The 25,440-nt window shown below is 32.4% G+C and carries 25 protein-coding genes; 12 read left to right on the top strand and 13 right to left on the bottom strand.

What is annotated here, in order from left to right; translation table 11 throughout:
- The first annotated feature begins 73 nt into the window (after window positions 1-73).
- Window positions 74-937 carry a sigma-70 family RNA polymerase sigma factor gene (locus ACRHNM_RS13060; protein WP_431137089.1) on the top strand — a complete coding sequence of 288 codons (864 nt, stop codon included), beginning with the start codon at window positions 74-76 and terminating at the stop codon, window positions 935-937.
- Window positions 938-960: 23 nt separating this feature from the next.
- Entirely contained in the window at window positions 961-1,155 is a 195-nt protein-coding gene (gene rpsU / locus ACRHNM_RS13055; protein ID WP_040281277.1) for a 30S ribosomal protein S21, read from the top strand.
- 111 nt (window positions 1,156-1,266) lie between these two features.
- Here the strand turns inward: rpsU and ACRHNM_RS13050 are convergent, their stop codons facing one another.
- Window positions 1,267-1,500: a hypothetical protein gene (locus tag ACRHNM_RS13050; protein WP_431137088.1), complete on the bottom strand. Its 234-nt coding sequence runs from the start codon at window positions 1,498-1,500 to the stop codon at window positions 1,267-1,269.
- Window positions 1,501-1,574: 74 nt separating this feature from the next.
- Entirely contained in the window at window positions 1,575-2,369 is a 795-nt protein-coding gene (locus ACRHNM_RS13045; RefSeq protein WP_431137087.1) for a DUF2797 domain-containing protein, read from the bottom strand.
- Window positions 2,370-2,574: 205 nt separating this feature from the next.
- On the opposite strand from ACRHNM_RS13045, the gene ACRHNM_RS13040 reads away from it, so the two are divergent.
- A complete protein-coding gene (locus ACRHNM_RS13040) occupies window positions 2,575-4,107 on the top strand; it encodes a GH3 auxin-responsive promoter family protein (RefSeq protein ID WP_431137086.1) in 1,533 nt (510 codons plus the stop codon).
- 311 nt (window positions 4,108-4,418) lie between these two features.
- Here the strand turns inward: ACRHNM_RS13040 and clpX are convergent, their stop codons facing one another.
- From clpX to ACRHNM_RS13005, 7 genes are all read right to left on the bottom strand, one after another.
- On the bottom strand, window positions 4,419-5,651 hold the full coding sequence (gene clpX, locus ACRHNM_RS13035; RefSeq protein WP_431137085.1) for an ATP-dependent Clp protease ATP-binding subunit ClpX: 1,233 nt from the start codon (window positions 5,649-5,651) through the stop codon (window positions 4,419-4,421).
- A gap of 80 nt (window positions 5,652-5,731) precedes the next feature.
- A complete protein-coding gene (clpP, locus tag ACRHNM_RS13030) occupies window positions 5,732-6,406 on the bottom strand; it encodes an ATP-dependent Clp endopeptidase proteolytic subunit ClpP (protein ID WP_323788465.1) in 675 nt (224 codons plus the stop codon).
- Window positions 6,407-6,584: 178 nt separating this feature from the next.
- Window positions 6,585-7,907: a trigger factor gene (gene tig / locus ACRHNM_RS13025; protein ID WP_431137084.1), complete on the bottom strand. Its 1,323-nt coding sequence runs from the start codon at window positions 7,905-7,907 to the stop codon at window positions 6,585-6,587.
- 80 nt (window positions 7,908-7,987) lie between these two features.
- Window positions 7,988-8,335 (bottom strand): phage holin family protein, encoded by a 348-nt coding sequence (locus tag ACRHNM_RS13020; protein ID WP_431137083.1) that lies wholly within the window; start codon window positions 8,333-8,335, stop codon window positions 7,988-7,990.
- A gap of 18 nt (window positions 8,336-8,353) precedes the next feature.
- Window positions 8,354-9,451 carry an energy transducer TonB gene (locus ACRHNM_RS13015; protein ID WP_431137082.1) on the bottom strand — a complete coding sequence of 366 codons (1,098 nt, stop codon included), beginning with the start codon at window positions 9,449-9,451 and terminating at the stop codon, window positions 8,354-8,356.
- Window positions 9,452-9,488: 37 nt separating this feature from the next.
- Complete coding sequence (locus ACRHNM_RS13010) at window positions 9,489-10,256, bottom strand: alpha/beta fold hydrolase (protein ID WP_431137081.1); 768 nt, start codon at window positions 10,254-10,256, stop codon at window positions 9,489-9,491.
- Between the two features lie 59 nt (window positions 10,257-10,315).
- Window positions 10,316-11,029: a pyridoxine 5'-phosphate synthase gene (locus ACRHNM_RS13005; protein WP_431137080.1), complete on the bottom strand. Its 714-nt coding sequence runs from the start codon at window positions 11,027-11,029 to the stop codon at window positions 10,316-10,318.
- 89 nt (window positions 11,030-11,118) lie between these two features.
- Between ACRHNM_RS13005 and ACRHNM_RS13000 the strand changes: the two genes are divergently transcribed.
- The 8 genes from ACRHNM_RS13000 (at window position 11,119) to murI (ending at window position 19,404) form a co-directional block, all read left to right on the top strand.
- Entirely contained in the window at window positions 11,119-11,775 is a 657-nt protein-coding gene (locus ACRHNM_RS13000; RefSeq protein ID WP_431137079.1) for an acetoin utilization protein acuB, read from the top strand.
- Entirely contained in the window at window positions 11,775-12,659 is an 885-nt protein-coding gene (locus ACRHNM_RS12995) for an NAD kinase (protein WP_431137078.1), read from the top strand. Before ACRHNM_RS13000 ends, ACRHNM_RS12995 begins: the two co-directional genes overlap by 1 nt.
- A gap of 99 nt (window positions 12,660-12,758) precedes the next feature.
- On the top strand, window positions 12,759-13,448 hold the full coding sequence (locus ACRHNM_RS12990; RefSeq protein WP_431137077.1) for a DUF6089 family protein: 690 nt from the start codon (window positions 12,759-12,761) through the stop codon (window positions 13,446-13,448).
- A complete protein-coding gene (locus ACRHNM_RS12985; RefSeq protein WP_431137076.1) occupies window positions 13,449-14,189 on the top strand; it encodes an isoprenyl transferase in 741 nt (246 codons plus the stop codon).
- Window positions 14,161-16,746 carry an outer membrane protein assembly factor BamA gene (gene bamA / locus ACRHNM_RS12980; RefSeq protein ID WP_431137075.1) on the top strand — a complete coding sequence of 862 codons (2,586 nt, stop codon included), beginning with the start codon at window positions 14,161-14,163 and terminating at the stop codon, window positions 16,744-16,746. The genes ACRHNM_RS12985 and bamA overlap by 29 nt, the downstream gene beginning before the upstream one ends.
- Before the next feature lie 166 nt (window positions 16,747-16,912).
- The gene (locus ACRHNM_RS12975; RefSeq protein WP_431137074.1) at window positions 16,913-17,959 is read left to right on the top strand and encodes an OmpH family outer membrane protein; all 1,047 of its coding nucleotides are present in this window, start codon (window positions 16,913-16,915) and stop codon (window positions 17,957-17,959) included.
- A 33-nt stretch (window positions 17,960-17,992) separates the two neighbouring features.
- Window positions 17,993-18,502, top strand: coding sequence for an OmpH family outer membrane protein (locus ACRHNM_RS12970; protein WP_431137073.1), 510 nt, complete (start codon window positions 17,993-17,995; stop codon window positions 18,500-18,502).
- Between the two features lie 122 nt (window positions 18,503-18,624).
- Complete coding sequence (gene murI / locus ACRHNM_RS12965) at window positions 18,625-19,404, top strand: glutamate racemase (RefSeq protein ID WP_431137072.1); 780 nt, start codon at window positions 18,625-18,627, stop codon at window positions 19,402-19,404.
- Here the strand turns inward: murI and ACRHNM_RS12960 are convergent, their stop codons facing one another.
- The 3 genes from ACRHNM_RS12960 to ACRHNM_RS12950 are packed head-to-tail and all read right to left on the bottom strand — an operon-like array spanning window position 19,405 to window position 22,826.
- The gene (locus ACRHNM_RS12960; RefSeq protein ID WP_431137071.1) at window positions 19,405-19,917 is read right to left on the bottom strand and encodes a gamma carbonic anhydrase family protein; all 513 of its coding nucleotides are present in this window, start codon (window positions 19,915-19,917) and stop codon (window positions 19,405-19,407) included.
- Window positions 19,918-19,952: 35 nt separating this feature from the next.
- Window positions 19,953-20,687 carry a LytR/AlgR family response regulator transcription factor gene (locus ACRHNM_RS12955; protein ID WP_431137070.1) on the bottom strand — a complete coding sequence of 245 codons (735 nt, stop codon included), beginning with the start codon at window positions 20,685-20,687 and terminating at the stop codon, window positions 19,953-19,955.
- Window positions 20,688-22,826: a histidine kinase gene (locus ACRHNM_RS12950; protein ID WP_431137069.1), complete on the bottom strand. Its 2,139-nt coding sequence runs from the start codon at window positions 22,824-22,826 to the stop codon at window positions 20,688-20,690.
- Window positions 22,827-23,036: 210 nt separating this feature from the next.
- On the opposite strand from ACRHNM_RS12950, the gene ACRHNM_RS12945 reads away from it, so the two are divergent.
- Entirely contained in the window at window positions 23,037-24,191 is a 1,155-nt protein-coding gene (locus ACRHNM_RS12945; RefSeq protein WP_431137068.1) for a VWA domain-containing protein, read from the top strand.
- Between the two features lie 153 nt (window positions 24,192-24,344).
- Here the strand turns inward: ACRHNM_RS12945 and ACRHNM_RS12940 are convergent, their stop codons facing one another.
- Window positions 24,345-25,352, bottom strand: a complete 1,008-nt coding sequence (locus tag ACRHNM_RS12940) for a PorP/SprF family type IX secretion system membrane protein (RefSeq protein WP_431137067.1) — start codon at window positions 25,350-25,352, stop codon at window positions 24,345-24,347.
- Window positions 25,353-25,440: the final 88 nt, after the last annotated feature.

The raw sequence follows: 25,440 nt of genomic DNA, 5'->3' as shown, positions 1-25,440 counted from the left end.
GCGTTTTTATTTGCTTTTGTCAAATTAAAAGTTACATTGAACTCTTGCGAACTTTTAAAATAATAAAGAATATATGAGGCAATTAAAGATTACCAAACAAGTTACCAACCGCGAATCTAAATCACTAGACAAATACCTACAAGACATCAGCAAATTACCTATGATTACTGCTGAGGAAGAAGTTGAACTCGCTCAACGCATAAGAGAAGGAGATCAGGCTGCTTTAGATAAGCTTACAACGGCTAACTTACGTTTTGTAGTTTCTGTTGCTAAACAATATCAAAATCAAGGACTTACACTTCCTGATTTAATAAACGAAGGTAATGCTGGTTTGGTAAAAGCTGCAAAGCGTTTTGACGAAACCAGAGGGTTTAAGTTTATCTCTTATGCTGTATGGTGGATTAGACAAGCAATTTTACAAGCTTTAGCAGAACAATCTCGAATAGTTAGATTACCTTTGAACAAAATTGGTTCAATTAATAAAATCAATAAAGCGTTTTCATTTTTAGAGCAATCGCACCAAAGAGCACCTAGTGCTGAAGAAATTGCACTCGAATTGGACATGACAGTTTCAGAAGTGAAGCAATCTCTTAAAAATTCTGGTCGTCATTTATCAATGGATGCACCTTTAAAAGAAGGAGAAACGTCAAGCTTGTATGATGTGGTAAAATCTGGTGAGTCACCAAATCCAGATCGTGATTTAATGAAAGAATCTTTAAATGTAGAAATTAACAGAGCTTTAGATACATTGTCTCAAAAAGAAAGTGATGTGATACGTTTAAATTTTGGTTTAAGTAATGAACCACCAATGACACTTGATGAAATTGGAATAACTTTCGATTTAACAAGAGAGCGTGTAAGACAAATACGTGAAAAAGGAATTAGACGTTTACGTCAGGATTCAAAAAGTAAAATATTAAAAACCTATTTAGGATAATTTATAACCATTAAAATTAATACATGATTAAGATATTAGTAAAAGAAGGAGAAAGTATCGAACGTGCTTTAAAGCGTTACAAAAGAAAACACCGTAACGTAAAGACGATGCAAAACATTCGTGAAAATCAGTTTTTCACAAAACCTTCAGTAAAGAGAAGAAGAGAAATTCAAAAAGCTGGATATATTCAAGGATTAAGAGATCAAGAAGATATTTAGTAGTTTTTTGCTATTATAAATGAAGCGTACTTTTCACGAAGTATGCTTTTTTTATATTCGATAGGTTAGTTTTACAAAACGTCAAACACACTAGCACTTAGCGACTTTAATCTACCGATAGTTTTCAACTTGAGAAATGGGATGGTCTTCGTAAAAATCTTTGAACGTCTTATTTGTTGTGTACTTATCTCTCAGTACTTTATAAACCATAATAACAACGAAAACTTGTCCTAAGCAAGTTAAGTAAAATACCCAGTTAAAAGGCATGTCCATGGCAACAGCAATAGTAACTGTAATCAATAAAAATGTGGTCAGAGCCACGTAAAACATAACAGGAATTTTCATAGCGTTTTTTATATTCAAGATACTAAAAAACAACCATTTATAAAAAAAGCTAATGTATAAAATTACGTTAATGTTTAAACTATTGTAAATTTTACCACTAAGCCTTCATTACTTCTTACATTGAAAACGGTATCATCTTCAAAAATTAAATACTGACCCTTAAGTCCCACTAATTTACCTGTATAAGTCAGTTCTTTTTCAATGTTTAGACTTTTAGGTTTTTTAGGATAGTTAAGTACAGGAAATGCAATATTGGTTTCAGTATTGGAAACAATGTAATAGTCTTGTGCTTCTTCCGGAATGTAAGATTTTAACCGTTCACGCCATTCAACTAAATTTTCATCTTCAATATCATTTTTCAACATTTTTCTCCAGTTGGTTTTATCGGCAACATGATCTTTAAGAGCGACTTCGGTAATTCCAGCGAGATAACGATTAGGAACTTCAACAATTTCTATGGCTTCGTGAGCACCTTGATCAATCCATCGCGTTGGTATCTGACTTTTTCTGGTCACACCAACTTTTACATTACTTGAATTGGCCAAGTACACAACATGTGGTTGTAATTGTACCTTTTTTTCATAATCTAAATCACGATCTTCTTTGTTAAGATGGGCTGTGCTCAATTCGGGTCTCATGATCCAATCACCAGCTTGAGGAATATCAAAAAAATCGGCCTTGCAAAAACCTTGTCGGTAAATTGGCTTGTCTAATCCGCACTTTAAGCACTGGTATTTCACAAAGTCTAATGTGATGATTTTTCCTAGTAACTGATTCATATTCAAGAAATCATTCTCAAGTATCAAATAATATTGGATAGGATGAGCAAACTCAGTTTCCATTTTTGTTAAAACACCTTGATAAAACATATAAAAAAAAGTATTATTTTTAATGATTTCATCTTAGGCTTTATTATTTAAGCGAAAAGTCAAGGTTTTATTTTCAGAGGATGGCTTTTTTTGCACATCATAGCATCACTACGCTGTAATAAAAAGACTAACTATGGGAATAAAAGATGATTTTGCAGCACATCAAAAAGCCTAAGATAAAATCAACCATAAAGATACTATAAAAATGCCGATTCCTTTAGTCAATTCAATTGCATCATGGTTCTTAAAAAAACGGTTTCATCAAATTGAATTGTTTTTAAAGTATCCAAACGAAGTACAAAACGAGTTGCTTTTTCAGTTGCTTTCAAAAGCAAAAGACACTGAAATCGGGAAGCGATATGACTTTAATTCTATAGCAAATTACAATACCTTTTCTGAACGTGTTCCTATTTCATCATATGAAGATTATCAAGATGTTATTGAACGTTCTCGCAGAGGTGAAAACAATATTTTTTGGCCAACACCTATCAGATGGTTTGCAAAATCTAGTGGAACCACCAATGCTAAAAGCAAATTTATTCCTGTTAGTGAGGAGTCTTTAGAAGATTGTCACTATGCAGCGAGCAAAGATTTACTTTGTATGTACCTTAACAACAATGAAGATTCACAATTATTTACAGGAAAAGGTTTACGTCTTGGAGGCAGTAAAGAATTGTATAGAGAAAATGGTACTGTCTTTGGAGATTTGTCGGCAATACTTATTGATAATATGCCTTTTTGGGCTGAGTTTAGCAGTACACCAAGTAATCGCGTATCACTAATGAGCAATTGGGAGACCAAAATGCAAGCCATTGTAGAAGAAACTATTAATGAAAATGTGACTAGTTTAGCTGGAGTGCCTTCATGGATGTTAGTATTGTTAAATAATGTGTTGGAGGCAACGGGTAAAGACAGTTTGTTTGATATATGGCCAAACCTGGAAGTCTATTTTCATGGAGGTGTAAGTTTTGTGCCTTATGTAGATCAATATAAAGCTATTTTACCTAAAGCTGATTTTAAATATTATGAAATCTATAATGCATCAGAAGGCTTTTTTGCCATTCAAGATCACAATAATAGCAGTGAGTTGTTATTGATGTTAGACTATGGTATTTTTTATGAATTTATTCCAATGTCAACCTATGGAACTCCAAATGTAAAGGTGATTCCGCTAAGTGAAGTAGAAGTTGATGTTAATTATGCTGTAATTATTACTACCAATGCTGGGCTTTGGCGTTATAAAATTGGTGACACCATTCGTTTTACTTCAATAAATCCTTACAGAATTAAAGTCTCTGGCAGAACAAAGCATCATATTAATGTCTTTGGAGAAGAATTGATTATTGAAAATGCTGAAGATGCCTTACGTGACGTCTGTAAAACCACCAATGCTGAAATTGTAGACTATACAGCTGCGCCAATTTTTATGCAAGGAAGAAAAAAGGGATCTCACGAATGGCTTATTGAATTTAAAACACCTCCTCCTTGTGTTCATCAATTTAAAGAACTTTTAGATAGCGCACTTCAATCTTTAAATTCTGATTATGAAGCCAAACGTTATAACAACATGACTCTCAATATGCCTGAGATACATATTGCAAGAGAACGTTTATTTTACGACTGGTTAAAACACCACAACAAGCTTGGTGGTCAACATAAGATTCCTCGTTTATCTAATAATCGTGAATACATAGATGAATTACTCCAACTAAATGCCAGTGAGACCTCTCTTAGTTGAATTGAAATTCATTGAGTTTATCGATGACTGGAAGCAGATTTCAAATTTATCCGACAAACGACTTTAAAGTTTTCCACATAACGAGTATTTAATTCGGTTTGTCCAAAACTGCCAATAACGGTTTTTAATCTGAACTAATTGCTGTTATATTTACAAAGTAATACAGAGAAATAGATTCACAATTATTAGTGTTATCCCTTAAAAACACCTTGTGAAAATTTATAAATATTGTTCGCAATATTAATTTTTAAATCCAAATAAAAACCACTCCAAAAAAGAGTGGTTTTATTTTTTATAAAAAGATTCAAAATCTAAGATACTGCTTTTAGCTTCTTTAAGGTTGTCTTTTCTAACTTACCTTCAGCATAAGATTTGGTAACATTCAGTTTTTTCTCATCACCACTTGGTAACTCAAACATCGCATCTGTTAAGATTTCTTCACATAAAGAACGCAAACCTCTGGCACCTAATTTATATTCGATAGCCTTATCTACAATGAAATCTAATGCGCCATCTGTAATTGAGAATTCAATATCATCCATTTGGAACAATTTCTTGTATTGTTTGATAATGGCATTTTTAGGTTCGGTTAAAATGGCTCGTAACGTTTTTGCATCAAGAGGATCCATATACGTTAACACCGGAAGACGACCAATTATTTCCGGAATCAATCCGAAATCTTTTAAGTCTTTTGGTATAATATACTGCAAAAGATTATCTGTATCCAGAGCATCTCCATCATGAGCCGCTTTATAACCAATTGCCGCTAAATTGAGACGTTTAGATATTTTCTTTTCTATACCATCAAAAGCACCACCAGCAATAAATAAAATATTTTCTGTATTGACTTCAATAAATTTTTGGTCTGGATGCTTACGTCCTCCTTTTGGTGGAACATTTACAACTGTTCCTTCCAGCAGTTTTAGTAAAGCCTGTTGTACGCCTTCTCCTGAAACATCTCTGGTAATTGAAGGGTTATCACTTTTACGCGCAATTTTATCAATTTCATCAATAAAAACAATTCCCCTTTCTGCTTTCTCCAGACTATAATCTGCAGCTTGCAACAAACGTGTTAATATACTTTCAACATCTTCTCCAACATATCCAGCTTCAGTAAGCACTGTAGCATCTACAATTGCTAAAGGCACATTCAACATTCTGGCAACCGTTTTTGCCATCAATGTTTTACCTGTTCCTGTTTGACCAACCATGATGATGTTGCTTTTTTGTATTTCAATATCATCATCTGTTGCTGGCTGTAGTAGACGTTTATAATGATTATAAACCGCTACAGACATTACTTTTTTAGTATATTCCTGACCAATAATATATTCGTCTAGAAATTCTTTAATTTGCTGTGGTTTTCTAAGCATCAATTCAGAAGATAACTCAGCATTACCTGTTTGTTTAGACTCTTCTAAAACAATACCATGTGCTTGCTCAATACATCGATCACAAATATGTGCATCTAATCCAGCAATTAATAAATTGGTTTCTGGCTTTTTTCTACCACAAAACGAACATTCTAATTCTTCCTTTGCCATTATTCAAATTCAAAGTGAAAAGTGGATATTGAAAAATCGTATTCAAATTTTTCGAAACACTTCTAACTCACTATTTATAGTTATCCTCTTGATAGCACTTCGTCTATCATTCCATATTCTTTAGCTTTATCAGCTTTCATCCAATAATCACGATCACTGTCTTCGTAGATTTTATCGTAATCCTGACCAGAATGCTTACTAATTATTTTATACAACTCTTCTTTTAAAGTTAGTATTTCACGAGCTGTAATTTCAATATCACTTGCCTGACCTTGCGCACCTCCTAAAGGTTGGTGAATCATGACACGTGAATGTGTTAAACCACTTCGCTTTCCTTTTTCACCAGCACATAATAAAACAGCTCCCATTGAGGCTGCCATTCCAGTACAAATGGTTGCTACATCAGGCTTAATTAACTGCATTGTGTCGTAAATTCCCAAGCCTGCATATACGCTTCCTCCAGGAGAATTGATATAAATTTGAATGTCTTTAGAAGCGTCTGTACTTTCTAAAAACAGCAGTTGTGCCTGAATAATATTTGCGACCTGATCATTGATGGCTGTTCCCATGAAAATGATACGATCCATCATTAAACGAGAAAATACATCAAAAATAGCGATATTCATTTGACGCTCTTCTATAATATTAGGTGTCAAAGCATTAGGATACATACTACTTATAATTTTGTTGTAGTACGTACTGCTTATGCCTTGGTCTTTTATTGCGAATTTTTCAAATTCTTTTCCGTAATCCATATAGTGTTTTTGAAATAATTTATTGTGAAACAAAAAAGCGTAAAACCATTCCGTTTTACGCTCAAATATACTAATTTATAATCTTAATTTCTGTAATTTAAGAAAATTGCCAAAACAGAGATTCAATTATAAAACTATAATGATTGCAATGTTCTTATAAACAAAAAACCATTATGGTTTAGCTGTAAAACTCTTTTACAAAATCGTCATAAGTTATTTCTTTCACCTTTAAGTTCGCTTCAGATTTGTAAAGATTTAACAATTTTGTGCTCATCAATTGCTCAGACAAACGTTTTACCTCGTCTTTATTGGATAAAATACGTGTTGCAATACCATCTAATTCTTCATCGGAAGGATTCATTTGACCAAATTGTGCCATTTGAACTTTTATCATCTCTCTGGCATGAGCTTTGAGATCTTCAAACGTAACTTGAAGGTTATATTTTTCTATTAATTTACCTTCAATTAATTGGTAACGCATGCTTTTTTCAGACTTTTCGTATTCTTCTTTTGCCTGTTCTGCATCCATTTCTTCTTCACCAGCAGTCTGCATCCATTTTTGTAAGAATGACGCTGGCAAATCAAATTTTGTGTTTTCCACTAAACTTTCAGTCACATCATTCAATAGCTTTTGATCGCCTTGCTGTACAAATTGTTTTTCAGAATCTTCTTTAATTTTCTCTTTCAACTCGGTTACTGAAGTCACAACGCCTTTACCAAACAGTTTATCAAACAACTCCTGATCTAAGTCTGCCAGTTCTCTCGAATTGATTTCATTTATTGTAAAATTCACTTCAATATCTAAGTCATGAGCATCTTCATGAGACACTTTTAAAAAGGTCATCAAATCGTGATCATCATTAAAAAGCCCTTTAGTTTTTAAGGTTACTACATCTCCAACCTTAGCGCCAATAAATTGCTTCTCTGTCGACTTTCCTTTAAATTTATCTAAAGTAATAGTGGCTGAATTATTGATACCTTTTTCTTCATTTTCAAAAACACCAGTGATTTCAGAATCTTTAGACACTGTTTTTTCAGAAATGATTTTACCATATTGTTTTCTAATGTGTTCTACTTGATTATCAAGCATTTTTTTATCGGCTACAATATTGTAATGTGTGATGGCTTTTTTACTTTTTAAGTTCACTTCAAATTCAGGTGCTAAACCCAACTCAAACTCAAAAGAAAATGCATCAGAATCCCAATCTAAATCATCTTGAGGTTTTGGTAATGGGTTACCAAGTACATCTAATTTTTCTTCCGTTAAATATTTATTAAGTGCGTCTTGTAATAATTTATTAACCTCATCAACCAATACGGCTTTACCATATTGTTTTTTTACCATTCCCATTGGCACATGTCCTTTTCTAAAACCAGGAATGTTAGCCGACTTACGGTAATCTGTTAAGATTTGCTCTACTTTATCGCTGTAATCTTCTTTTGCGATATCTACTTTTACAACTGCATTTAATGCATCGATGTTTTCTCTTGTGATGTTCATTTTAAATCATATCAAAATTGGGCTGCAAAAATACGACATTTTTTACAACCCAACAATATTTTAAGTAACTGATTATTAGTCTATTTTTTATCTTCTTTTAAAAGGGAATATGCAATAGATTGCGAAATAGATAATAAGATACTAAATAGCAATGCTATCCAGAAACCACTAACTCCAAAACCATCAATAAATTGATCGGCTAAAAGAATAATACAAGCATTGATAACTAATAAAAATAAGCCTAAAGTTACAATGGTAATAGGAATGGTTAAAATGATTAAAATTGGTTTTAAAATAGCATTGAGTAAAGCCAATACTATTGCTACAATAATTGCAGCTGCAAATCCGCTCACAGCAACACCTGGTAGAAAATGTGCCAAAAGCAACACTATACCTGCTGTAATTAAAAGTTTTAAAATGAGGTTCATAGTAATATGGTTTTAAAATTATTGTACTTGAAATAAAATAGGTAATGAATAAGGTACGTCAACTGGCTCTCCATCCTGAAAACCTGGTTGTATTAAAGGTAATGATTTAACAATTCTTATAGCTTCATCTGCTAGGTCTGGATGCACTGCTCTTGCACGAGCATTAAAAACTTTACCATCCTTTCCTATTTTAAAAATTACATGAATGCGATATTTACCTGAAAGACCTTTGTTTCTTGCAATACTCTTATTAAAATTTAAATTGACTAATCTAGTAATTGCTCTACTCATACAATTTTTTCTGGCTTGATTTCCATAAACATATTCACAGCCAGGATAGACAGGCACACCATCTATAGCTCCATCAGGAATTATAGTAGGCTCTATTATATTATTTTGATCAACATTAACTTCGACTCCATTATCAAACTTAATTTCATTTATTTTCTTATTAGAAGAATTATAATGTGTCCAGGTTTTATCAAGTTTATCATTATCATAATAACCTTTCCATTCTAAAAAACCATGTACGGAATATCGTTTTTCTACTCCTTTCTTTTTCTCTTTAACAATAATTCCTTCTAATTCTAATTGTTCATTTTCATAGTATTTCTTATAAACACCATCCCTATATCCATTGACATAGTTCACTTCCCATGCTAAATTTCCATTATTGTGAAACATTTTCCATACACCTTGTAGTTCATAATTCTGATAAACCGCTTCAATTAAGAGGCTACCATTTTCTGAAAATTCCTTATAGAACCCATTATTTTGCTGTCTAATAAATTTAAGATTTCCGCTTTTAGTATAACCCTTAACAATTTTATGACCCTCTTCAGTTTTGATTTCCTTTTTTAAAACACCATCTTCAGAATATGAAGAAGAGCTTTGAATTGAGTCATCATCTGAAAAATAATATTCTTTAGATATTTTACCATTTATATAATAATCAATCCATTTTCCATGACGTTTATCATTTAAATAATATCCTTCTGTTTTTACTTCTCCCGTTTTATAGTATGTTTTAAATGGACCATCTTCATATCTTTGAACTTGAGAAAATGAGATTTGGAAAACGGCTAAAAAAGCTATTAAAACAACAATTAATTTCATAAGGAGTATAAGTTAGGCAGTTAAAGATATTTGTTTTTTATGACGAAATGAAATTTATTACAGTTTCATAAAAATCCTTTGGATTCTCTGCATGCAACCAATGACCAGCATTGCTAATAGTTTCAATTGTTGCTAATGGAAAATGTTGTTTGATTAACTTTTCATCACTGGTCATTACATATTCACTTTTATCACCACGAAGAAATAGTGTTGGTTTTTGAAATTTAGAATGGATTGGCAGAGCTTCACCTACTTCATGAACGTTATCCTTTAAAACCTCAAGATTCATTCGCAATGCTAATTGTCCTTTTTCTATCCAATATAAATTTTTGAGAAGAAACATGCGAGTTCCTACTTCAGGCACATACTGAGTCAACATCTTATCAGCTTGTCCTCTGCTTTTTATTTCTGAAAAATCTAAAGCACTTAAACCGCTTAAAATAGCATCATGATGTATTGGATAAAAACGCGGACTGATATCTGCCACTAATAACTTAGACACGAATTCTGGGTATAATGTAGCAAATAACATGGCTGTTTTTCCTCCCATCGAATGTCCTAACAACATAATATGATTCAGACCATGTTCGTTACAATAATCTTTTAAATCCTCAGCTAAGACCTCGTAATTAAATTCGTCATCATGAAAACTGCGTCCATGATTACGTTGGTCTATTAAATGGACTTGGTAACCAGCTTCACTAAATTTTATGCCTAAGGATTTCCAGTTATCAGACATTCCTAAAAATCCGTGCAGAATGACCAACGGCTGACCTTTACCTAAAATTTGAGAGTGTAGTTTCATTTTAAAATCTTTTATATTTTACAAGACATCTCGACTGCGATCGATGTGACAGTAAGAGTTTACTTTAATTTATGAAGATACATTTGTATAACATTTTCAATACCTAAATAGAGGCTTTCAGACACTAAAGCATGACCAATAGATACTTCAAGCAAATCTGGAATATGCTCTTTAAAAAATTTAATATTGTCTAACGACAAATCATGTCCTGCATTCACACCCAAATGCATTTGGTTGGCTAATTCGGCAGCTTCAGTAAATGGTTTAATAGCATTTGTATTTCCTAAACTGTATTGATGAGCAAAACTTTCAGTATAAAGTTCTATTCTGTCAGTTCCAGTGGTTTTAGCACCTTCAATCATTTCAAGTACTGGATCAACAAAAATAGAAGTGCGAATTCCGTTTGATTTAAATTCTGAAATCACTTCAGTTAAAAAATCCTTATGCTTAATAGTGTCCCAACCTGCATTAGACGTTATAGCGTCAACTGCATCTGGAACAAGGGTTACTTGTGTTGGCTTGACCTCTAATACTAAATCCATAAAAGAGGTTATAGGGTTTCCTTCGACATTAAATTCGGTATAAACCTCAGACTTTAAGTCTCGTGTGTCCTGGTATTTTATATGGCGTTCGTCTGGCCTTGGATGAACGGTTACTCCCTGAGCTCCAAAACGCTGTACATCTTTTGCAAATTGCACAACATTAGGTGTATTACCACCACGTGAATTCCGCAAGGTGGCAATCTTATTAATATTTACACTTAACTTTGTCATTTGTTCATGTTTTAACTGCAAAAATACGAAGTACTTCCTGCTTTTTATGGTTATTTTTAATTAATTTGCGATAGATTATAAACCAGATTATGCCTTTACAAGAATACATTATTAATGATATTAAACCGCTAGACATTACTGATAAGGTTAGCGATTTACAACTACTATTTAACGAACTCACATATTCTCACATTCCTATTAAAAAAAATGGCACCTATTTAGGATGTGTTTCTGAAACTGATGCCCATTGTTTTGAAGGTGAAAAAACAATTGCTGAATGCAATTATGCAATTGAAGGCTTCTTTGTAAGAACACATACCAATTGGCTGGATGTTTTGGAAACTTTTGCTCAAAACTCATGTAATATTATGCCTGTTTTGAGTGATAAAAATAATTATTTAGGCTATTATGAACTCAATGACATTATTGGGTTATTTAATCAAACACCTTTCTTTTCTGAACCTGGAGGTATTTTAGTTGTTGAAAAAGGATTAAATGATTATTCCTTTAGCGAAGTAAGTCAGATTGTAGAATCTAATGATGCCAAAATATTAGGTGCTTTCGTTTCAAAACTAGAAAGCGGTGTGGTTCAAATCACTTTAAAAATCGGCAATTCAGGACTAAACGACGTGATTCAAACTTTTAGACGATACAGTTATAATATAGTGTCTGGTCACGAAGAAGACAATTATGTTGAAAATTTAAAAGATCGCTCAGAATACTTAAGAAAATATCTAGATATATAATGAAAATTGCAATTTACGGTCAATATTATCATAACAGTACACAAGAGAGTATTGAAATACTCCTAGATGTTTTATCACAAAAAAATATTACTATTTTTATTGAAAACGATTTTTTTAATATCATTAAGCACGAAAGTAAAGCGCCTTCCAAATTAGATGATATTGAAACTTTTGAAGTTTTAGATGATTCTTATAGTTTATTAATTAGTATTGGTGGTGATGGTACCATTTTAAGAGCCATTACTTATGTAAGGGATTTATCTATTCCAATTGTTGGCATCAATACTGGCAGACTGGGATTTTTGGCTACAATACAAACCAATCAGATTAAATCTGCTGTTGAGGATATTATAAAAGGTAATTACAAGATTTCTAATCGCACTCTTTTATGTATTGAAACACAACCTGAAAATAAAGAATTAATAGAAACTAATTTTGCACTAAACGAAATTGCTGTAAGTCGAAAAAACACAACATCGATGATTACAGTTGAAACCCATTTAAATTCAGAATATCTCACCTCATATTGGGCAGATGGATTAATTATATCAACACCAACAGGCTCTACAGGATATTCCTTGAGTTGTGGCGGACCAGTAATTACTCCTGAAACTGATAGTTTTGTTTTAACACCTATTGCACCTCACAACCTCAATGCCAGACCTCTTGTAATTCCAGACGACACAGAAATTCAACTTAAAGTTAACGGTCGGGAAGAACATTATTTAATCTCTCTCGATTCAAGAATTGCAACATTACACAATTCTACATTAGTCACTATAAAAAAAGCAGATTTTGAAATAAGAATGGTTGAATTATTACAAGAAAGTTTTGTTGATACGCTAAGAAAAAAAATGCTTTGGGGCGAAGACAAACGAAATTAAACAATAAAACTCAACAAAAACTGTTAATCTCTAAGACTATTTGCCTCAAATTGTTATAGGCAAATCATAATTGTTATATTTGCAAACTTTTAAAAATTTATGAGGTATTTAATCTTATTTTTATTAAGTGTGTTTTACGCTCATTCAGGTCATTCTCAAATATATGAGGTTGGCCTGTATACAGGTGGAAGCAATTTTATTGGAGATGTTGGAGCTACAGATTATATATCACCAAATACAGCTGCTTTTGGTTTAATGTTAAAATGGAATCGTAGTCCGAGACACTCGTGGAGAGTATCACTAATTTATGCTGATTTGAAAGGAAAGGATAAAGATTCAGATGACCCAAGGCGAATAGCTAGAAATTATGAATTTGATACTAATTTATTAGAAATTTCAGCTGGTATGGAATTCACCTTTTGGGATTTTGACTTGCATACTTCTGGTTTAAAGGTTGTCCCTTATTTATATTCCGGAATTACCGCAGCAAAACATGATAATTTCTATTATAGCCCAAATGGTGAAATTATAGATGAAAATACTAGTAGTTGGGCTTTTGGAATCCCAATGACCTTAGGTATTAAATCAAATATTACCAATCATATAATCTTGGGATTTGAAATTGGTGCGAGATATACATTTTCAGATGAAATAGATGGAAGCGTTCCTGATGGAGATTTTAAAGAACAAGTGAGTATTGGAAATATAAACAGTAACGATTGGTATGTATTTACCGGTTTTACGCTAACGTATACATTTGGACAAAGACCTTGTTATTGCAATTTTTAAATGATTTCAAAAGACCAAATATTAAAAGATAAATTGCCTAAGCATGTTGCAATAATCATGGATGGCAATGGCCGTTGGGCTAAAAACCAAGGAATGCTTAGAGTGATTGGTCACGAAAATGGCACCAAATCTGTTAGAAATATTGTAGAAGCAAGTGCAGAAATTGGTATAAAACATTTAACCTTATATGCTTTTTCGACAGAGAACTGGAAACGCCCTAAACTGGAAGTGCAAACCCTTATGAAGCTTTTAGTGAAATCTCTAAAAAAAGAAATCAAAACATTACAGGATAATAATATCAAGCTTTCAGCTATTGGAAATCTTAATGATTTGCCAAAAAAAGCACATAAAGAATTACTCGAAGTTATTGATAAAACTAAAAGCAATACTCATATGACCTTAACCTTGGCACTAAGCTATGGTTCAAGAGAAGAAATCGTTCACACTATCAAAGAGATTGCAGCGAACGTTAAAAATAATATAATTTCTGTTGAAAGTATTGACGAATCAATTATAAATAAGCATCTTTACACGCAAAATTTACCAGACGTAGATTTGTTAATTAGGACTAGTGGTGAACATAGAATAAGTAATTTCCTGCTTTGGCAAATTGCTTATGCCGAATTATATTTTACAGATATATTATGGCCAGATTTTACAAAACAAGACCTATATGAAGCTTTGATTAATTATCAAAACAGAGAACGACGATTTGGAAAAACTAGTGAACAACTTAGCTAATAATTTACTTTTGAAAACTTACACAAAGCAACTATTTACACTATTAATTTTTATTATTTCAAGCGTAGTTGTTGCACAACAAACCAGCTTTGATAACGGAAAAAGCTACATCATAGAAGAAGTTACTGTTACAGGTAACACCAATTTTAGTGAAACAACAATTGTCTCTTTTTCTGGATTACGAAAAGGAGAACAAATCATCATTCCAGGAGAGCAGATAAGTAATGCTGTTAAGAAACTATGGACCAGTAAATTATTTAGTAGTATTGATATTTACTTAGTTAAAACTGAAGGTAATAAAGCATATTTGGAAATTAATCTTGCAGACTTACCCGAACTTAACGAGTTAGAAATACAAGGTGTAAAGAAGAGTAAAAAGGAAGACATTATAAAGGATAATAACCTTACTAAAGGTGTAAAAGTCACAGAAAATTTAATCACTACTACCCGAAACTTCCTTACCAACAAATACAAAAAAAATGGCTTCCTCAACACTAAAGTCACAGTTAACACAACAGAGGTTCCTAATGATTCTATAGAAAAAAGTCGTGTAAACATGCTGGTTTACATCGATAAAGGAGAGAAAGTTAAAATAGATAAAATCACATTTAATGGTAATGAAAAGCTTTCAGATAAAAAGCTTAGAAAGGCCATGAAAAATACTAAGAAAAAGAACTTTTTACGTTTTCTTAAACGTTCTAAATATATCGAGGAGGATTATAAAGAAGACCTTGTCAATATCATAGACAAATACAAGGAAAACGGCTATAGAGATGCTAGAATTATTTCAGATTCAATCATCTATAAAGACAAGAAAACTATCAGTTTAGACATTACACTTGAAGAAGGTGAGCAGTATAAATTTGGTAAAATCACATTTGTTGGTAATAGTGTCTATACCGATGAACAATTACACTCTGTATTACGCATTAAAGAAGGTGAAACTTATAACGGAGTAGAATTACGCAAACGTATTGCTGATGACACAAAACCTGACGCATTAGATTTAACTAATCTCTATCAAAATAACGGATATCTTTTTTCTAGTATCAATCCTGTAGAGGTCAGTGCTGAAGGAAATGTAATAGATATGGAAATTCGAATCTCTGAAGGGAAGCCTGCTTATTTCAATAATGTTTCAGTTACAGGAAACGACAGAACAAACGACCATGTCATTTACAGAGAATTAAGAACAAAACCTGGTCAGTTATACAGTAAAGCTAATGTTATTAGAACCATTAGAGAACTTGGTCAGTTAGGCTTTTTTGATGCGCAACTCTTAACTCCGGATTTTAAAAACATGAACCCAAATGAAGGTACAGTAGATTTAGAATATACGGTTGTAGAGAGAGGTTCAAGCCAGATAGAACTGCAAGGTGGTTATGGTGGAGGTGGTTTCATTGGTACATTAGGGTTATCATTTAATAACTTCGCCATTAAAGATATTTTCAAAAAAGAAGCCTATAAGCCCTTGCCTATGGGAGACGGACAAACCTTAGCATTGCGTTTACAAGCCTCTAGATTTTTTCAAACTTACAGTTTCTCATTTTCTGAACCTTGGTTAGGTGGTAAACGTCCAGTACAATTATCTACTTCTTTATCGCATACAAGACAATTTCTTTATGATCCAATATCTGGAGGTGCAGATAAAGACAAACGTTTTAACATTACTGGGATATCTGTCGGAATAGCTAAGCGTTTAAAAGTTCCGGACGATTATTTCACATTATCTCAATCGGTTAGTTTCCAACACTACGATTTGAAAAACTATAATACTGGTCTGTTTACTTTTGGTGATGGCTACTCTAACAACCTCTCATACACTATTGGCCTAAGTAGAAACAACTTATACACTGATCCTATTTATCCTGAAGGTGGTTCAAGTTTTTCTATAAGTGCAAAGATGTCTTTACCTTACTCTTTATTTAACAATGTAGATTACGAAGCTTTAAAAGAAGAAAGAGACGCATTAGACCCAACAGATTCTGATGATCAAGTTAGAATTGGTGAAATTGATCAAGAACGTTACAATTGGTTAGAATTTTATAAAATTAAATTTAAAGGTGACTGGTATACGCGTATCGTAAATAAATTAGTGATTAAATCTGGCTTAGAATTTGGCTTCCTTGGTGCTTATAATAATGACAGAGGTGTTGTTCCTTTTGAACGTTTCTTCTTAGGAGGTGATGGCTTAGGTAACTTTGCTCTAGATGGCAGAGAGGTCATTCAGCTTCGTGGATATCCAAACCAATCATTATCTTCTCAAGATGGTGGTACGATTTATAATAAATTCTCGTTAGAATTAAGACATCCTATTACACTTGGAGCGCAAGCAAAAATTTATGGTTTGCTATTTGCAGAAGGTGGTGCATCTTTTGACAGCTTTAGAGATTACAATCCTTTTAATCTAAATCGTTCTGTAGGTTTCGGACTTAGAATTTTTATGCCAGCATTTGGACTATTAGGTATAGATTTTGGTCATGGATTTGACGCTATTCCTGGTACAACCATTAAAAACGGATGGGAAACTCACTTCATTATTGGACAGCAATTTTAAATTTGGCACGATATTTTCTATAAGCAATATGACGATTTAATGAGTGTGTTAAAATTTTTCAGAATATATTTCGTTAATTTGAAAAGTGAAACATTGATGGAATCGTTATATTTATCTGTCAATTTAATAATCTTAGAAGATATTAGTAAATTATAAAATAAAACAGATGAAGTATAAAGTTCTTTTTTTAGTGACAGTAGTAAGTCTAATGAGCTTTGTTTCTAATGCACAACGAGGTGTTAGAATAGGTTACATTGATACAGAATATATTTTACAAAATATACCCGAATATCAACAAGCAACAACACAATTAGAACAAAAAGTTCAGCAATGGAAAACAGAAATTGAGCAACGTTTAAATTCTGTTGACCAAAAGAAAAAACAATTGGAAAATGAAAGTGTTCTTTTAACTAAAGAACTATATGAAGAACGTTTGGAAGACATTTCTTATGAGGAAGCCGAAATTTTAGACTATCAGCAAAAACGTTTTGGACCAAGTGGTGATTTAATGATTCAGAAGAAGCAGTTAATGCAACCAATACAAGATCAGATTTTTGCTTCAGTCCAGGAAATTGCAGCTAATAAAAAATATGACTTCATATTTGATAAATCTGCAGACGTAGTAATGTTATATTCTGCTGAACGTTTTGACATTAGTGAATTAGTTATAAGAAGTATCACGAGATCATCTAAACGAACTCAGGCTAAGTCGCGTTCTGAACGTAGAGAAGCAGGAAAAGAAGAAGTTGTTCCTGAGATTAACGAAGAACTTGATGAGCGCCAAAAAGCTTTAGAAGATAAAAAATCTGAGCGAGAAGCAGCTATCGCGAAACGTTTAGAGGAACAACAAAAGCGAAGAGATTCGTTAAAAAATGCTGCTGCTGAACGTCGTCAAAAAATTCTTGATGATAGAGCTGAAGCCAAAGCTAAACGCGACAGTATAAATGAAGCTAATAGATCTCAAGCTAATGATACCACTTCAGTAAAAAAAACTGGAGATAAAACTGAAACGAGAAAAGCTGAAGATAATTCTGAAAAGACACCAGCTCAATTAGCTGAAGAAAAAAGACAACAAAAATTAAAAGATCGAGAAGCAAGACAAAAAGCTTTAGACGAAAGACGAAAAAAAATATTAGAGGATAGAAGAAAAGCAAAAGAAGAACGAGAAGCTCAGAAAAAAAGCAATGACTCTATTCCTGACGAAGATAACTAAAAACAATAATTATAACACGTAACAAATTTTAAAATGAAACAATTTAAAACCCTTTTATTTGCAAGCTTACTTTTTGTTGGAGCAACTAGTTTTTCAACAGCACAATCTAAAATTGCACATATAAACACCACGCAGTTGGTTGAGGCTATGCCTGAAATGAAAACTGCTCAAGCTGAAATTGAAAGGTTGACAAAAACCTATGAAGCTGAAATCAAAACGATGGCTACAGAGCTTCAAAATAAAGTAAAACAATACCAGGCAGAAGTCGATACAAAAACTGAAGAAGAAAACACAGCTAGAGCTCAAGAAGTTCAAACGATGGAGCAAAGTATTCGTCAATATCAAGGTCAGGCTCAACAAGACTTACAGAAAAAAGAAGCAGATTTATTAAAGCCTATTTTCGAAAAAGCTAAAGCTGCAATTGATAAAGTCGCTAAAGCCCAAGGATATCAATATGTACTTGATTCTACTCAAGGTGGAGGTGTATTGGTTGCAGATGGCAAAGATTTATTAGCTGATGTAAAGAAAGAATTAGGATTCTAAATCTTTTGCCAGAACTGACAAGCAGTTCAAACCTCTCTAAAAGAAAGGTAAACAGGAGTTAATAAAAATAATGAATATGAAAGTCACTTTTAAGAAGTGGCTTTTCTATTTTTGTAACACAAATGAACACACAACCAATAGGCATATTTGACTCTGGTATTGGTGGCACATCAATTTTTAAAGAAATTCATGCGCTTCTGCCAAATGAAAACTCTATATACCTTGCTGACAGCAAACATGCTCCTTATGGAAACAAGAGCAAACAAGACATTATAGAGCTCAGTGCAAAAAACACAGAGTATCTCTTATCTAAAAACTGTAAACTAATCGTGGTTGCATGTAATACTGCAACTACAAATGCCGTATCTCATTTACGGTCAAAATATAATGTTCCTTTTATTGGTATTGAACCTGCAATAAAACCAGCTGCTCTCAATACTGAAACCAAAGCTGTTGGTATTTTAGCGACCAAAGGGACACTTTCGAGTGAATTATTTCATAAAACAACAGATTTGTACAGTAATGATATTAATGTTATTGAACAAATTGGAGAAGGAATAGTCCCTTTGGTTGAAGAAGGAAAAGCGACTTCTAATGAAATGAAAGCTTTGCTTACAGACTATCTTAAACCAATGATTGATGCCAATATAGATTATTTGGTTTTGGGCTGTACTCATTATCCATATGTAATGCCTTTACTGCTAGAGCTACTTCCAAAACATGTTAAAATAATTGATTCGGGATTAGCAGTTGCCAAACAAACAAAAGCAGTACTGGAACAAAATCAATTATTAAATAAAACAGCCAAAACCCCTGAAAACGCATTCTATATCAATACCAATATCACTGTTTTAAAAGACATCGTCGGTGCAAATTTTAAAGTAGAATACTTAGATTTTTAATTATTTAAACCAACTCGCATACGTTACATAATTGTTGGCTATTCTATCAATCTCACCAGAGATTAATTCTTGACTAATATCTTTTACTTTTTTTGCAGGAACACCAGCATAAATACTTCCAGATTTCACTCTGGTATTAGCAGTAACCACTGCTCCTGCTGCGATAATACAATTGCTTTCTATTATACAATCGTCCATAATAATACTACCCATTCCTACTAAAACATTATCCTGAATGGTACAGCCATGCACAATAGCATTATGACCAATAGATACATTATTACCAATAGTTGTTGGAGATTTTTGATAGGTTGCGTGTATAACTGCTCCATCTTGTACATTGACTTTGTTTCCCATTTTAATAAAATGCACATCTCCTCTAATCACTGCATTAAACCAAATACTACATTGGTTTCCCATGATTACATCTCCTACTATCGTTGCGTTTTCTGCAATGTAACAATCATCTGGTATTTGTGGATGAATTTCTTTTACTGATTTTATGATTGGCATTTGGATCGTTGTTAGTTATTATTAAAATAGCATGATTACTTAAAATAAGATAAAAAATCAGCTTTTTTAGAGGCTGATACCATAATTTGTTTTCCATTACTCAAAACCACGCTTCCTCCTTTTCCCTTAAGATATTTGGTTACTTCATTTACATTAACCAGATAACTTTTATGTACTCTGGCAAAGTTACTGTCAATAAGGGCTTCTTCAAAATATTTTAAAGTCTTACTAACGAGTTTCTTCTTATTATTATTTAAGTAAATTTCTGTATAGTTATCATCTGCCTTACAATACATGATGTTTGCAGTGTCTAAGACCTCAAATCCGTCTTGCTGCGGAATCGTAATTTTACCATTAACACTATGTGTTTTTGGAACCAACACCTGATCTTGCAATGCGTCTTCCTTCATTTTAATTTCTGAAACATAATCGACCGCTTTTATTAAATCGTCAATAGAAATTGGCTTCATCAAATAATAGGATGCATGCGCATTTAAGGCTTCAATAGCATAATGATTATAAGCCGTTACAAAAATAGTTTCAAAATTTATATCGCCAACTTTATCCAATAAATCGAATGCATTTCCATAAGGCATTTCTACATCGAGAAAAACCAGATCTAAATCCTGATGTCTAATCAATACTAAAGCCTCATCTACATTAGCGGCTTCGCCTAATATTTCAACGTTGGGACAATATTTTTTGAGATAATTCTTTAAAATTGCTCTACTTGTTTCTTCGTCTTCTACAATTATGGATTTTAATTTCATCTAATCTTTTTTTAAGGTAACTACAACTTTGGTTCCTGCATCTTCTTCATCTTGATAATCATCAATACACACATCTACTTTATCTTTATACATTTCATTTAAAATAGCGACACGTTTTTTAATATTGCCCATTCCCTTTGAGTTTTGCTTTTTCTGATGTTCTGTTTTTAAGGCTTTAGAACGTTCTCTTCCAATCCCATCATCTGAAACGCTAATGGTAATCTCGTTGTTACTTTTTTTATCGATGGAAATGTACAAGTGTCCTTTTTCTGTTTTGTAGCGTAAACCATGCCATACGGCATTTTCAATATAAGGTTGCAATAACATTGGCGGAATTTGATATTCTGAAACGTTTACAGACTCATCAACAGTTATACTATAATCAAACTTATCTTGAAATCTAAAATGTTCAAGCTTAGTGTATAAATCCAGTAACTCAATTTCTTTCTGTAAGGGAATAAAATCTTCTTCACTATTCTCTAAAACCGAACGCATCAAATGTGAAAAATCTGACAAATACTTATTAGCTGTTCGTTCATCATTGCTTGCAATAAAACTATTTACCGAATTAAGTGCATTAAAAATAAAATGCGGATTCATCTGACTTCGCAACGATTTTAAAGCCAGTAAGTTATTTGCAAAGCGTTGTTGTTTTATATACTTGTACATCATAAAAGCCATAATTGTTAATAACAACATACCAGCTATTAATGCATAAATAACGATTTGCTGATTTTTATTACGTTCTTCCACAAGGCTTTCATTTAATGCTCTGTCACTTTCTAAACTAGTGATTCTGTTTTGCTGCTCACTTATATTACGTCTTAGCCGATCTGCCTGTGATAATTCTTGTTCTCTTTTAATGTATAATTCGTCAACAACTTCAGTATAAGCTGTAAAGGTTTCAAGAGCTTTTTGATAATTTCCTGCATCTACATAAAGATCAGAAAGCTTTTTTGTTGCATCTTTTTTAACAATTAAATCTTCCTTATCATTTGCTTCTTCAATACTTCTTTCAAGATAAGGTATGGCGTTATCATAATCTTTTTGTAATGCATAGGCGTTTCCAATTTTATAATTTTGTTTTTGAGGCGTTAATGCACTTGCATTATCAATAATTGAATCGTTCTCTACGACTTCAACATCTTCAATAATCTGCTTTCTGAGCTCTATTTCCTTATCGTAGTTACGATTTGTGTTTTGAAAATCGGCTACAGTAACTTTTTCTTCCAGTGCACGTTTCTTTGTTTGTTGCTCAGCTAGACTCATTGAATTACCAAAGTATTCTTCTGCTGCTTCCGTTTTTCCACTGGCATTATAGGTTTGAGCAATTTTTGAATTAAGATCTACGACTTTAGGTGAAATTAAATGTTCTTTAGCTAAGGCAAGTCCTTTTTTATAAGCATCAAGAGAAGCGTTATAATTTTTTATACTGAAATAGGTATCACCTAAACCTTCGTAAAGGAGAACTAATTGATAATGTCCGAGTTCCTTTTTATGAATGGCATTGTAAGTATCAATACTTTCTTGATAATTTTTATTAAGTTCATACGCTTTAGCTAATCCTAATTTAGAATCATTAGTTTCAACATTTTGAAGGCTTATCCTATAATTATTAACTGCAAGATCATATTGTTTCCAAAACATATAGACTTCGGCTAATATTTGATATGCTTCTGCATTTTGAGAAACAGAATTGCTTTGAGTTAAGGCTTCTCCAACAAATTTGATACTCTTTGCAACATCTTTTTTCTTATAAACAGCAACGGAATCAATTAAAGAGTTAAAACGTTTTACATCACGTTTAAATTTTGAATTTACATTTGTGCTTACCACTGGTTCAACCTCAATAGTGATGCGATCTTCAAGACCAATGGTATAATAGATAGTTTCAAAGTCTTTATGTCTTACAATCAGTTCATCTCCTTTTTTCGCTTTAATAGTAAATCGACCTTGACTATCGGTAATTGTATAAGCACCACCATTAATCTCAATATTAACCTTTGAAATTGGCTCATAGGTATCACTCTCTCGCACAGACCCTCTTATATAGAACATTGGCTCGTCTTGTTGTGCTGCTGATTTATATGTTGGTAAACACAATAAAAAGATAAGACTGTACTTTAAAATTTGTTTCATTTTATAAATTTCAATAGACTAAACTTACACACTTTAATTCATTAAATAAAATTGAAAAAAGTCAAAACACAAGCAAAAAACCTTAAAAAAGAAGTCTTGACTCATTAAAAAACCACACTTACTCATTTACTATCTTACTTTACTCATTACTATTTTTTATAAAAAAAAGGTTCTTATAGTTTTATCATATCAATCTTAAAACATAACTAGATGAAAACAATTTTTAAATCAATAGTATTAAGCATCTTAATGATGACCTGCTTATCCTGCAATGCAAATCACAAATCTGACAGCGCTCAAATTGCTTTTAAGGAAACCAAACAACATGAAACTAATAATCAGTTTATAAAGGTGGCATTGTTGTTAGATACCAGTAATAGTATGGATGGTTTAATAGATCAAGCCAAATCGCAATTATGGGATATTGTAAATGAACTCTCTTATGCAAAGTGTGGTGATGAAAAACCTAATTTAGAGATTGCTCTTTATGAATATGGTAACGATAATCTTAACGGAAGTGAAGGTTATATTCGTCAAGTATTAACATTTAGCAGTGATTTAGATGACATCTCAAAACAATTATTCTCATTAACTACAAATGGTGGTAATGAATATTGCGGACATGTCATACAAACATCCTTAAATCAATTAAATTGGGGGAAAAACCTAGATGATTTAAAACTCATATTTATTGCAGGTAATGAACCCTTCACTCAAGGTAGTGTAAGTTATAAAGAAGCCGCAAAACTTGCACAAAAAATGGATGTTACAATTAATACCATTTTTTGTGGAGATTACGACCAAGGAATCTCTAGTTATTGGAAAGATGGAGCAGATTTAGCGCGTGGTGATTATATGGCAATTAATCACAATAAAACAACCACCTACGTCACAACTCCATATGATGACCAAATTTTAAAACTCAACCAGAAACTCAACAAAACCTATGTGGCCTATGGATCTGTTGGAGAATCAAAAATATTACAACAATCTCTTCAAGACGATAATGCTATGGGTTACAGTAGTGCAAATGCCGTAAGTAGAACTGTGAGTAAAAGCTCTCATTTGTATAAAAACTCTACTTGGGACTTGGTAGATGCAGAACAAGAAAAAGATTTTAAATATGAAAACCTAGATAAAGATGATTTACCTATAGAATTAAAAGGTAAAAACAAATCTGAAATTAAAGCTTATATCGCTAAAAAACGTAAAGAAAGAGACTCAATACAAGCCAATATACAAACTTTGAATCAACAACGACGAAAGTATATTGCAACACAGCAAAAAGGTAAAGAGAACAGGTTAGAAAATGCTATGGTTACAGCTATAAAAACGCAAGCTAAACAAAAGAAATATAAATGGTAAACCACTTTGAAGGTTACCAAGGTTATATCTTGGTCGTGCTCTCAGAAGTCGCTTCAAAATTTTAAAATGTTTGTAGAGCTTCAACAAAGCTTCGATCACTAAATTAAAAAGTCTCGAAAATTTCGAGACTTTTTACTTCATATCTAATTATGATTAATTAATTGCAGGACAATTACATTCATATTTCTCTCTTCTACAATTAAAATTATAACCTAATGTTATTTGATGAAAGCCTCCATTATTAAACACTACAGAATTTGCTTGATAAGAATAGGTATAAGCAAATACAAAATTATTGTAATCTACACCAAAGAAAGGTGTGAAATATTGTAGTTTTTGGCTACTCACTCCAGAACCTTCTTGAAATTCGGCACCATCAAAACTTCTTCTGTATGATACTCCTCCCCAAAGTGTACCAAAATCCATCTCTCTATAAATTTTAGCATTTACATCAATCGAAGATTCTTCAGTCGCATCTCTATACATATACATGATTGAAGGCTCATAACTCCAGGGACTATTATATTTGCTGAATGTATTTCCAGCAGATAATAAATAAGTTCTTAAATTATCATAAGTTAAACCTTGTTCATTAAAATTAATTCCTTCATTATTAAGTACGTTTTTAACAGTAGCGTGCGCATAAAAATCTATAAAATGATATGAGAACCCAAAATCAACATTAAAATTAGTTGCACTTTGTTCTACTCCAGCAATAATTGGATCGAAGCCATCAGCTAAAAATTCTGTTTCATCAAGTTTATACTGAATTAAACCAGCACTCAAACCAAATGAGAGCATATTCAAATCAATTTCATTACGGGAAAACATTAAATGATGCGCATAAGTTAAATAAGCACCTGTTTGAGAATGGTACCCATTCTTATCGTTATAAACAATTGCTCCAACTGCAGACGGAGAATCTCCAATTCTACTATTAACGCTTAATGTTTGTAAACTTGGCGCTTCATCTTGTCCAAACCATTGTTGACGCGCTGTTAGTCTAACTTTTGCACAATTTGCAACACCAGCCATCGACGGATGAAGTAAATAATAATTATCTGTTAAATAATCTGAATAAATCGGTAATCCTTCTTGAGCATTCCCGATTTGGGTAAATAAAGCTAAACTTGCTATTAAACAATATTTTTTTAAATTCATATCTAATTTATCTTTTCAGGGTGAAATGGGCTTTAAATTCTTTTTGTTCTAATGTATTAGGTTCCAGGTACTCTACCACAAACCAGTA

Source organism: Psychroserpens mesophilus, from assembly GCF_050617655.1.
Classification (GTDB): Bacteria; Bacteroidota; Bacteroidia; order Flavobacteriales; family Flavobacteriaceae; genus Psychroserpens; species Psychroserpens mesophilus_A.
This window is presented reverse-complemented; position numbering and strand designations above follow the sequence as displayed.

Excerpts from the sequence above, each read along its gene's own strand:
- ACRHNM_RS13040 (WP_431137086.1), top strand. The coding sequence starts at position 2,575 with ATGCCGATTCCTTTAGTCAATTCAATTGCATCATGGTTCTTAAAAAAA.
- ACRHNM_RS12950 (WP_431137069.1), bottom strand. The coding sequence starts at position 22,826 with ATGAAACAAATTTTAAAGTACAGTCTTATCTTTTTATTGTGTTTACCA.
- ACRHNM_RS13060 (WP_431137089.1), top strand. The coding sequence starts at position 74 with ATGAGGCAATTAAAGATTACCAAACAAGTTACCAACCGCGAATCTAAA.
- murI (WP_431137072.1), top strand. The coding sequence starts at position 18,625 with ATGAACACACAACCAATAGGCATATTTGACTCTGGTATTGGTGGCACA.
- ACRHNM_RS13050 (WP_431137088.1), bottom strand. The coding sequence starts at position 1,500 with ATGAAAATTCCTGTTATGTTTTACGTGGCTCTGACCACATTTTTATTG.
- ACRHNM_RS12970 (WP_431137073.1), top strand. The coding sequence starts at position 17,993 with ATGAAACAATTTAAAACCCTTTTATTTGCAAGCTTACTTTTTGTTGGA.
- clpP (WP_323788465.1), bottom strand. The coding sequence starts at position 6,406 with ATGGATTACGGAAAAGAATTTGAAAAATTCGCAATAAAAGACCAAGGC.
- ACRHNM_RS12940 (WP_431137067.1), bottom strand. The coding sequence starts at position 25,352 with ATGAATTTAAAAAAATATTGTTTAATAGCAAGTTTAGCTTTATTTACC.
- clpX (WP_431137085.1), bottom strand. The coding sequence starts at position 5,651 with ATGGCAAAGGAAGAATTAGAATGTTCGTTTTGTGGTAGAAAAAAGCCA.
- ACRHNM_RS12985 (WP_431137076.1), top strand. The coding sequence starts at position 13,449 with ATGATTTCAAAAGACCAAATATTAAAAGATAAATTGCCTAAGCATGTT.
- ACRHNM_RS12955 (WP_431137070.1), bottom strand. The coding sequence starts at position 20,687 with ATGAAATTAAAATCCATAATTGTAGAAGACGAAGAAACAAGTAGAGCA.
- ACRHNM_RS12990 (WP_431137077.1), top strand. The coding sequence starts at position 12,759 with ATGAGGTATTTAATCTTATTTTTATTAAGTGTGTTTTACGCTCATTCA.
- ACRHNM_RS13010 (WP_431137081.1), bottom strand. The coding sequence starts at position 10,256 with ATGAAACTACACTCTCAAATTTTAGGTAAAGGTCAGCCGTTGGTCATT.
- ACRHNM_RS12945 (WP_431137068.1), top strand. The coding sequence starts at position 23,037 with ATGAAAACAATTTTTAAATCAATAGTATTAAGCATCTTAATGATGACC.
- ACRHNM_RS13015 (WP_431137082.1), bottom strand. The coding sequence starts at position 9,451 with ATGAAATTAATTGTTGTTTTAATAGCTTTTTTAGCCGTTTTCCAAATC.
- ACRHNM_RS12995 (WP_431137078.1), top strand. The coding sequence starts at position 11,775 with ATGAAAATTGCAATTTACGGTCAATATTATCATAACAGTACACAAGAG.
- ACRHNM_RS13020 (WP_431137083.1), bottom strand. The coding sequence starts at position 8,335 with ATGAACCTCATTTTAAAACTTTTAATTACAGCAGGTATAGTGTTGCTT.
- ACRHNM_RS13005 (WP_431137080.1), bottom strand. The coding sequence starts at position 11,029 with ATGACAAAGTTAAGTGTAAATATTAATAAGATTGCCACCTTGCGGAAT.
- tig (WP_431137084.1), bottom strand. The coding sequence starts at position 7,907 with ATGAACATCACAAGAGAAAACATCGATGCATTAAATGCAGTTGTAAAA.
- ACRHNM_RS13000 (WP_431137079.1), top strand. The coding sequence starts at position 11,119 with ATGCCTTTACAAGAATACATTATTAATGATATTAAACCGCTAGACATT.
- rpsU (WP_040281277.1), top strand. The coding sequence starts at position 961 with ATGATTAAGATATTAGTAAAAGAAGGAGAAAGTATCGAACGTGCTTTA.
- ACRHNM_RS12975 (WP_431137074.1), top strand. The coding sequence starts at position 16,913 with ATGAAGTATAAAGTTCTTTTTTTAGTGACAGTAGTAAGTCTAATGAGC.
- ACRHNM_RS12960 (WP_431137071.1), bottom strand. The coding sequence starts at position 19,917 with ATGCCAATCATAAAATCAGTAAAAGAAATTCATCCACAAATACCAGAT.
- ACRHNM_RS13045 (WP_431137087.1), bottom strand. The coding sequence starts at position 2,369 with ATGTTTTATCAAGGTGTTTTAACAAAAATGGAAACTGAGTTTGCTCAT.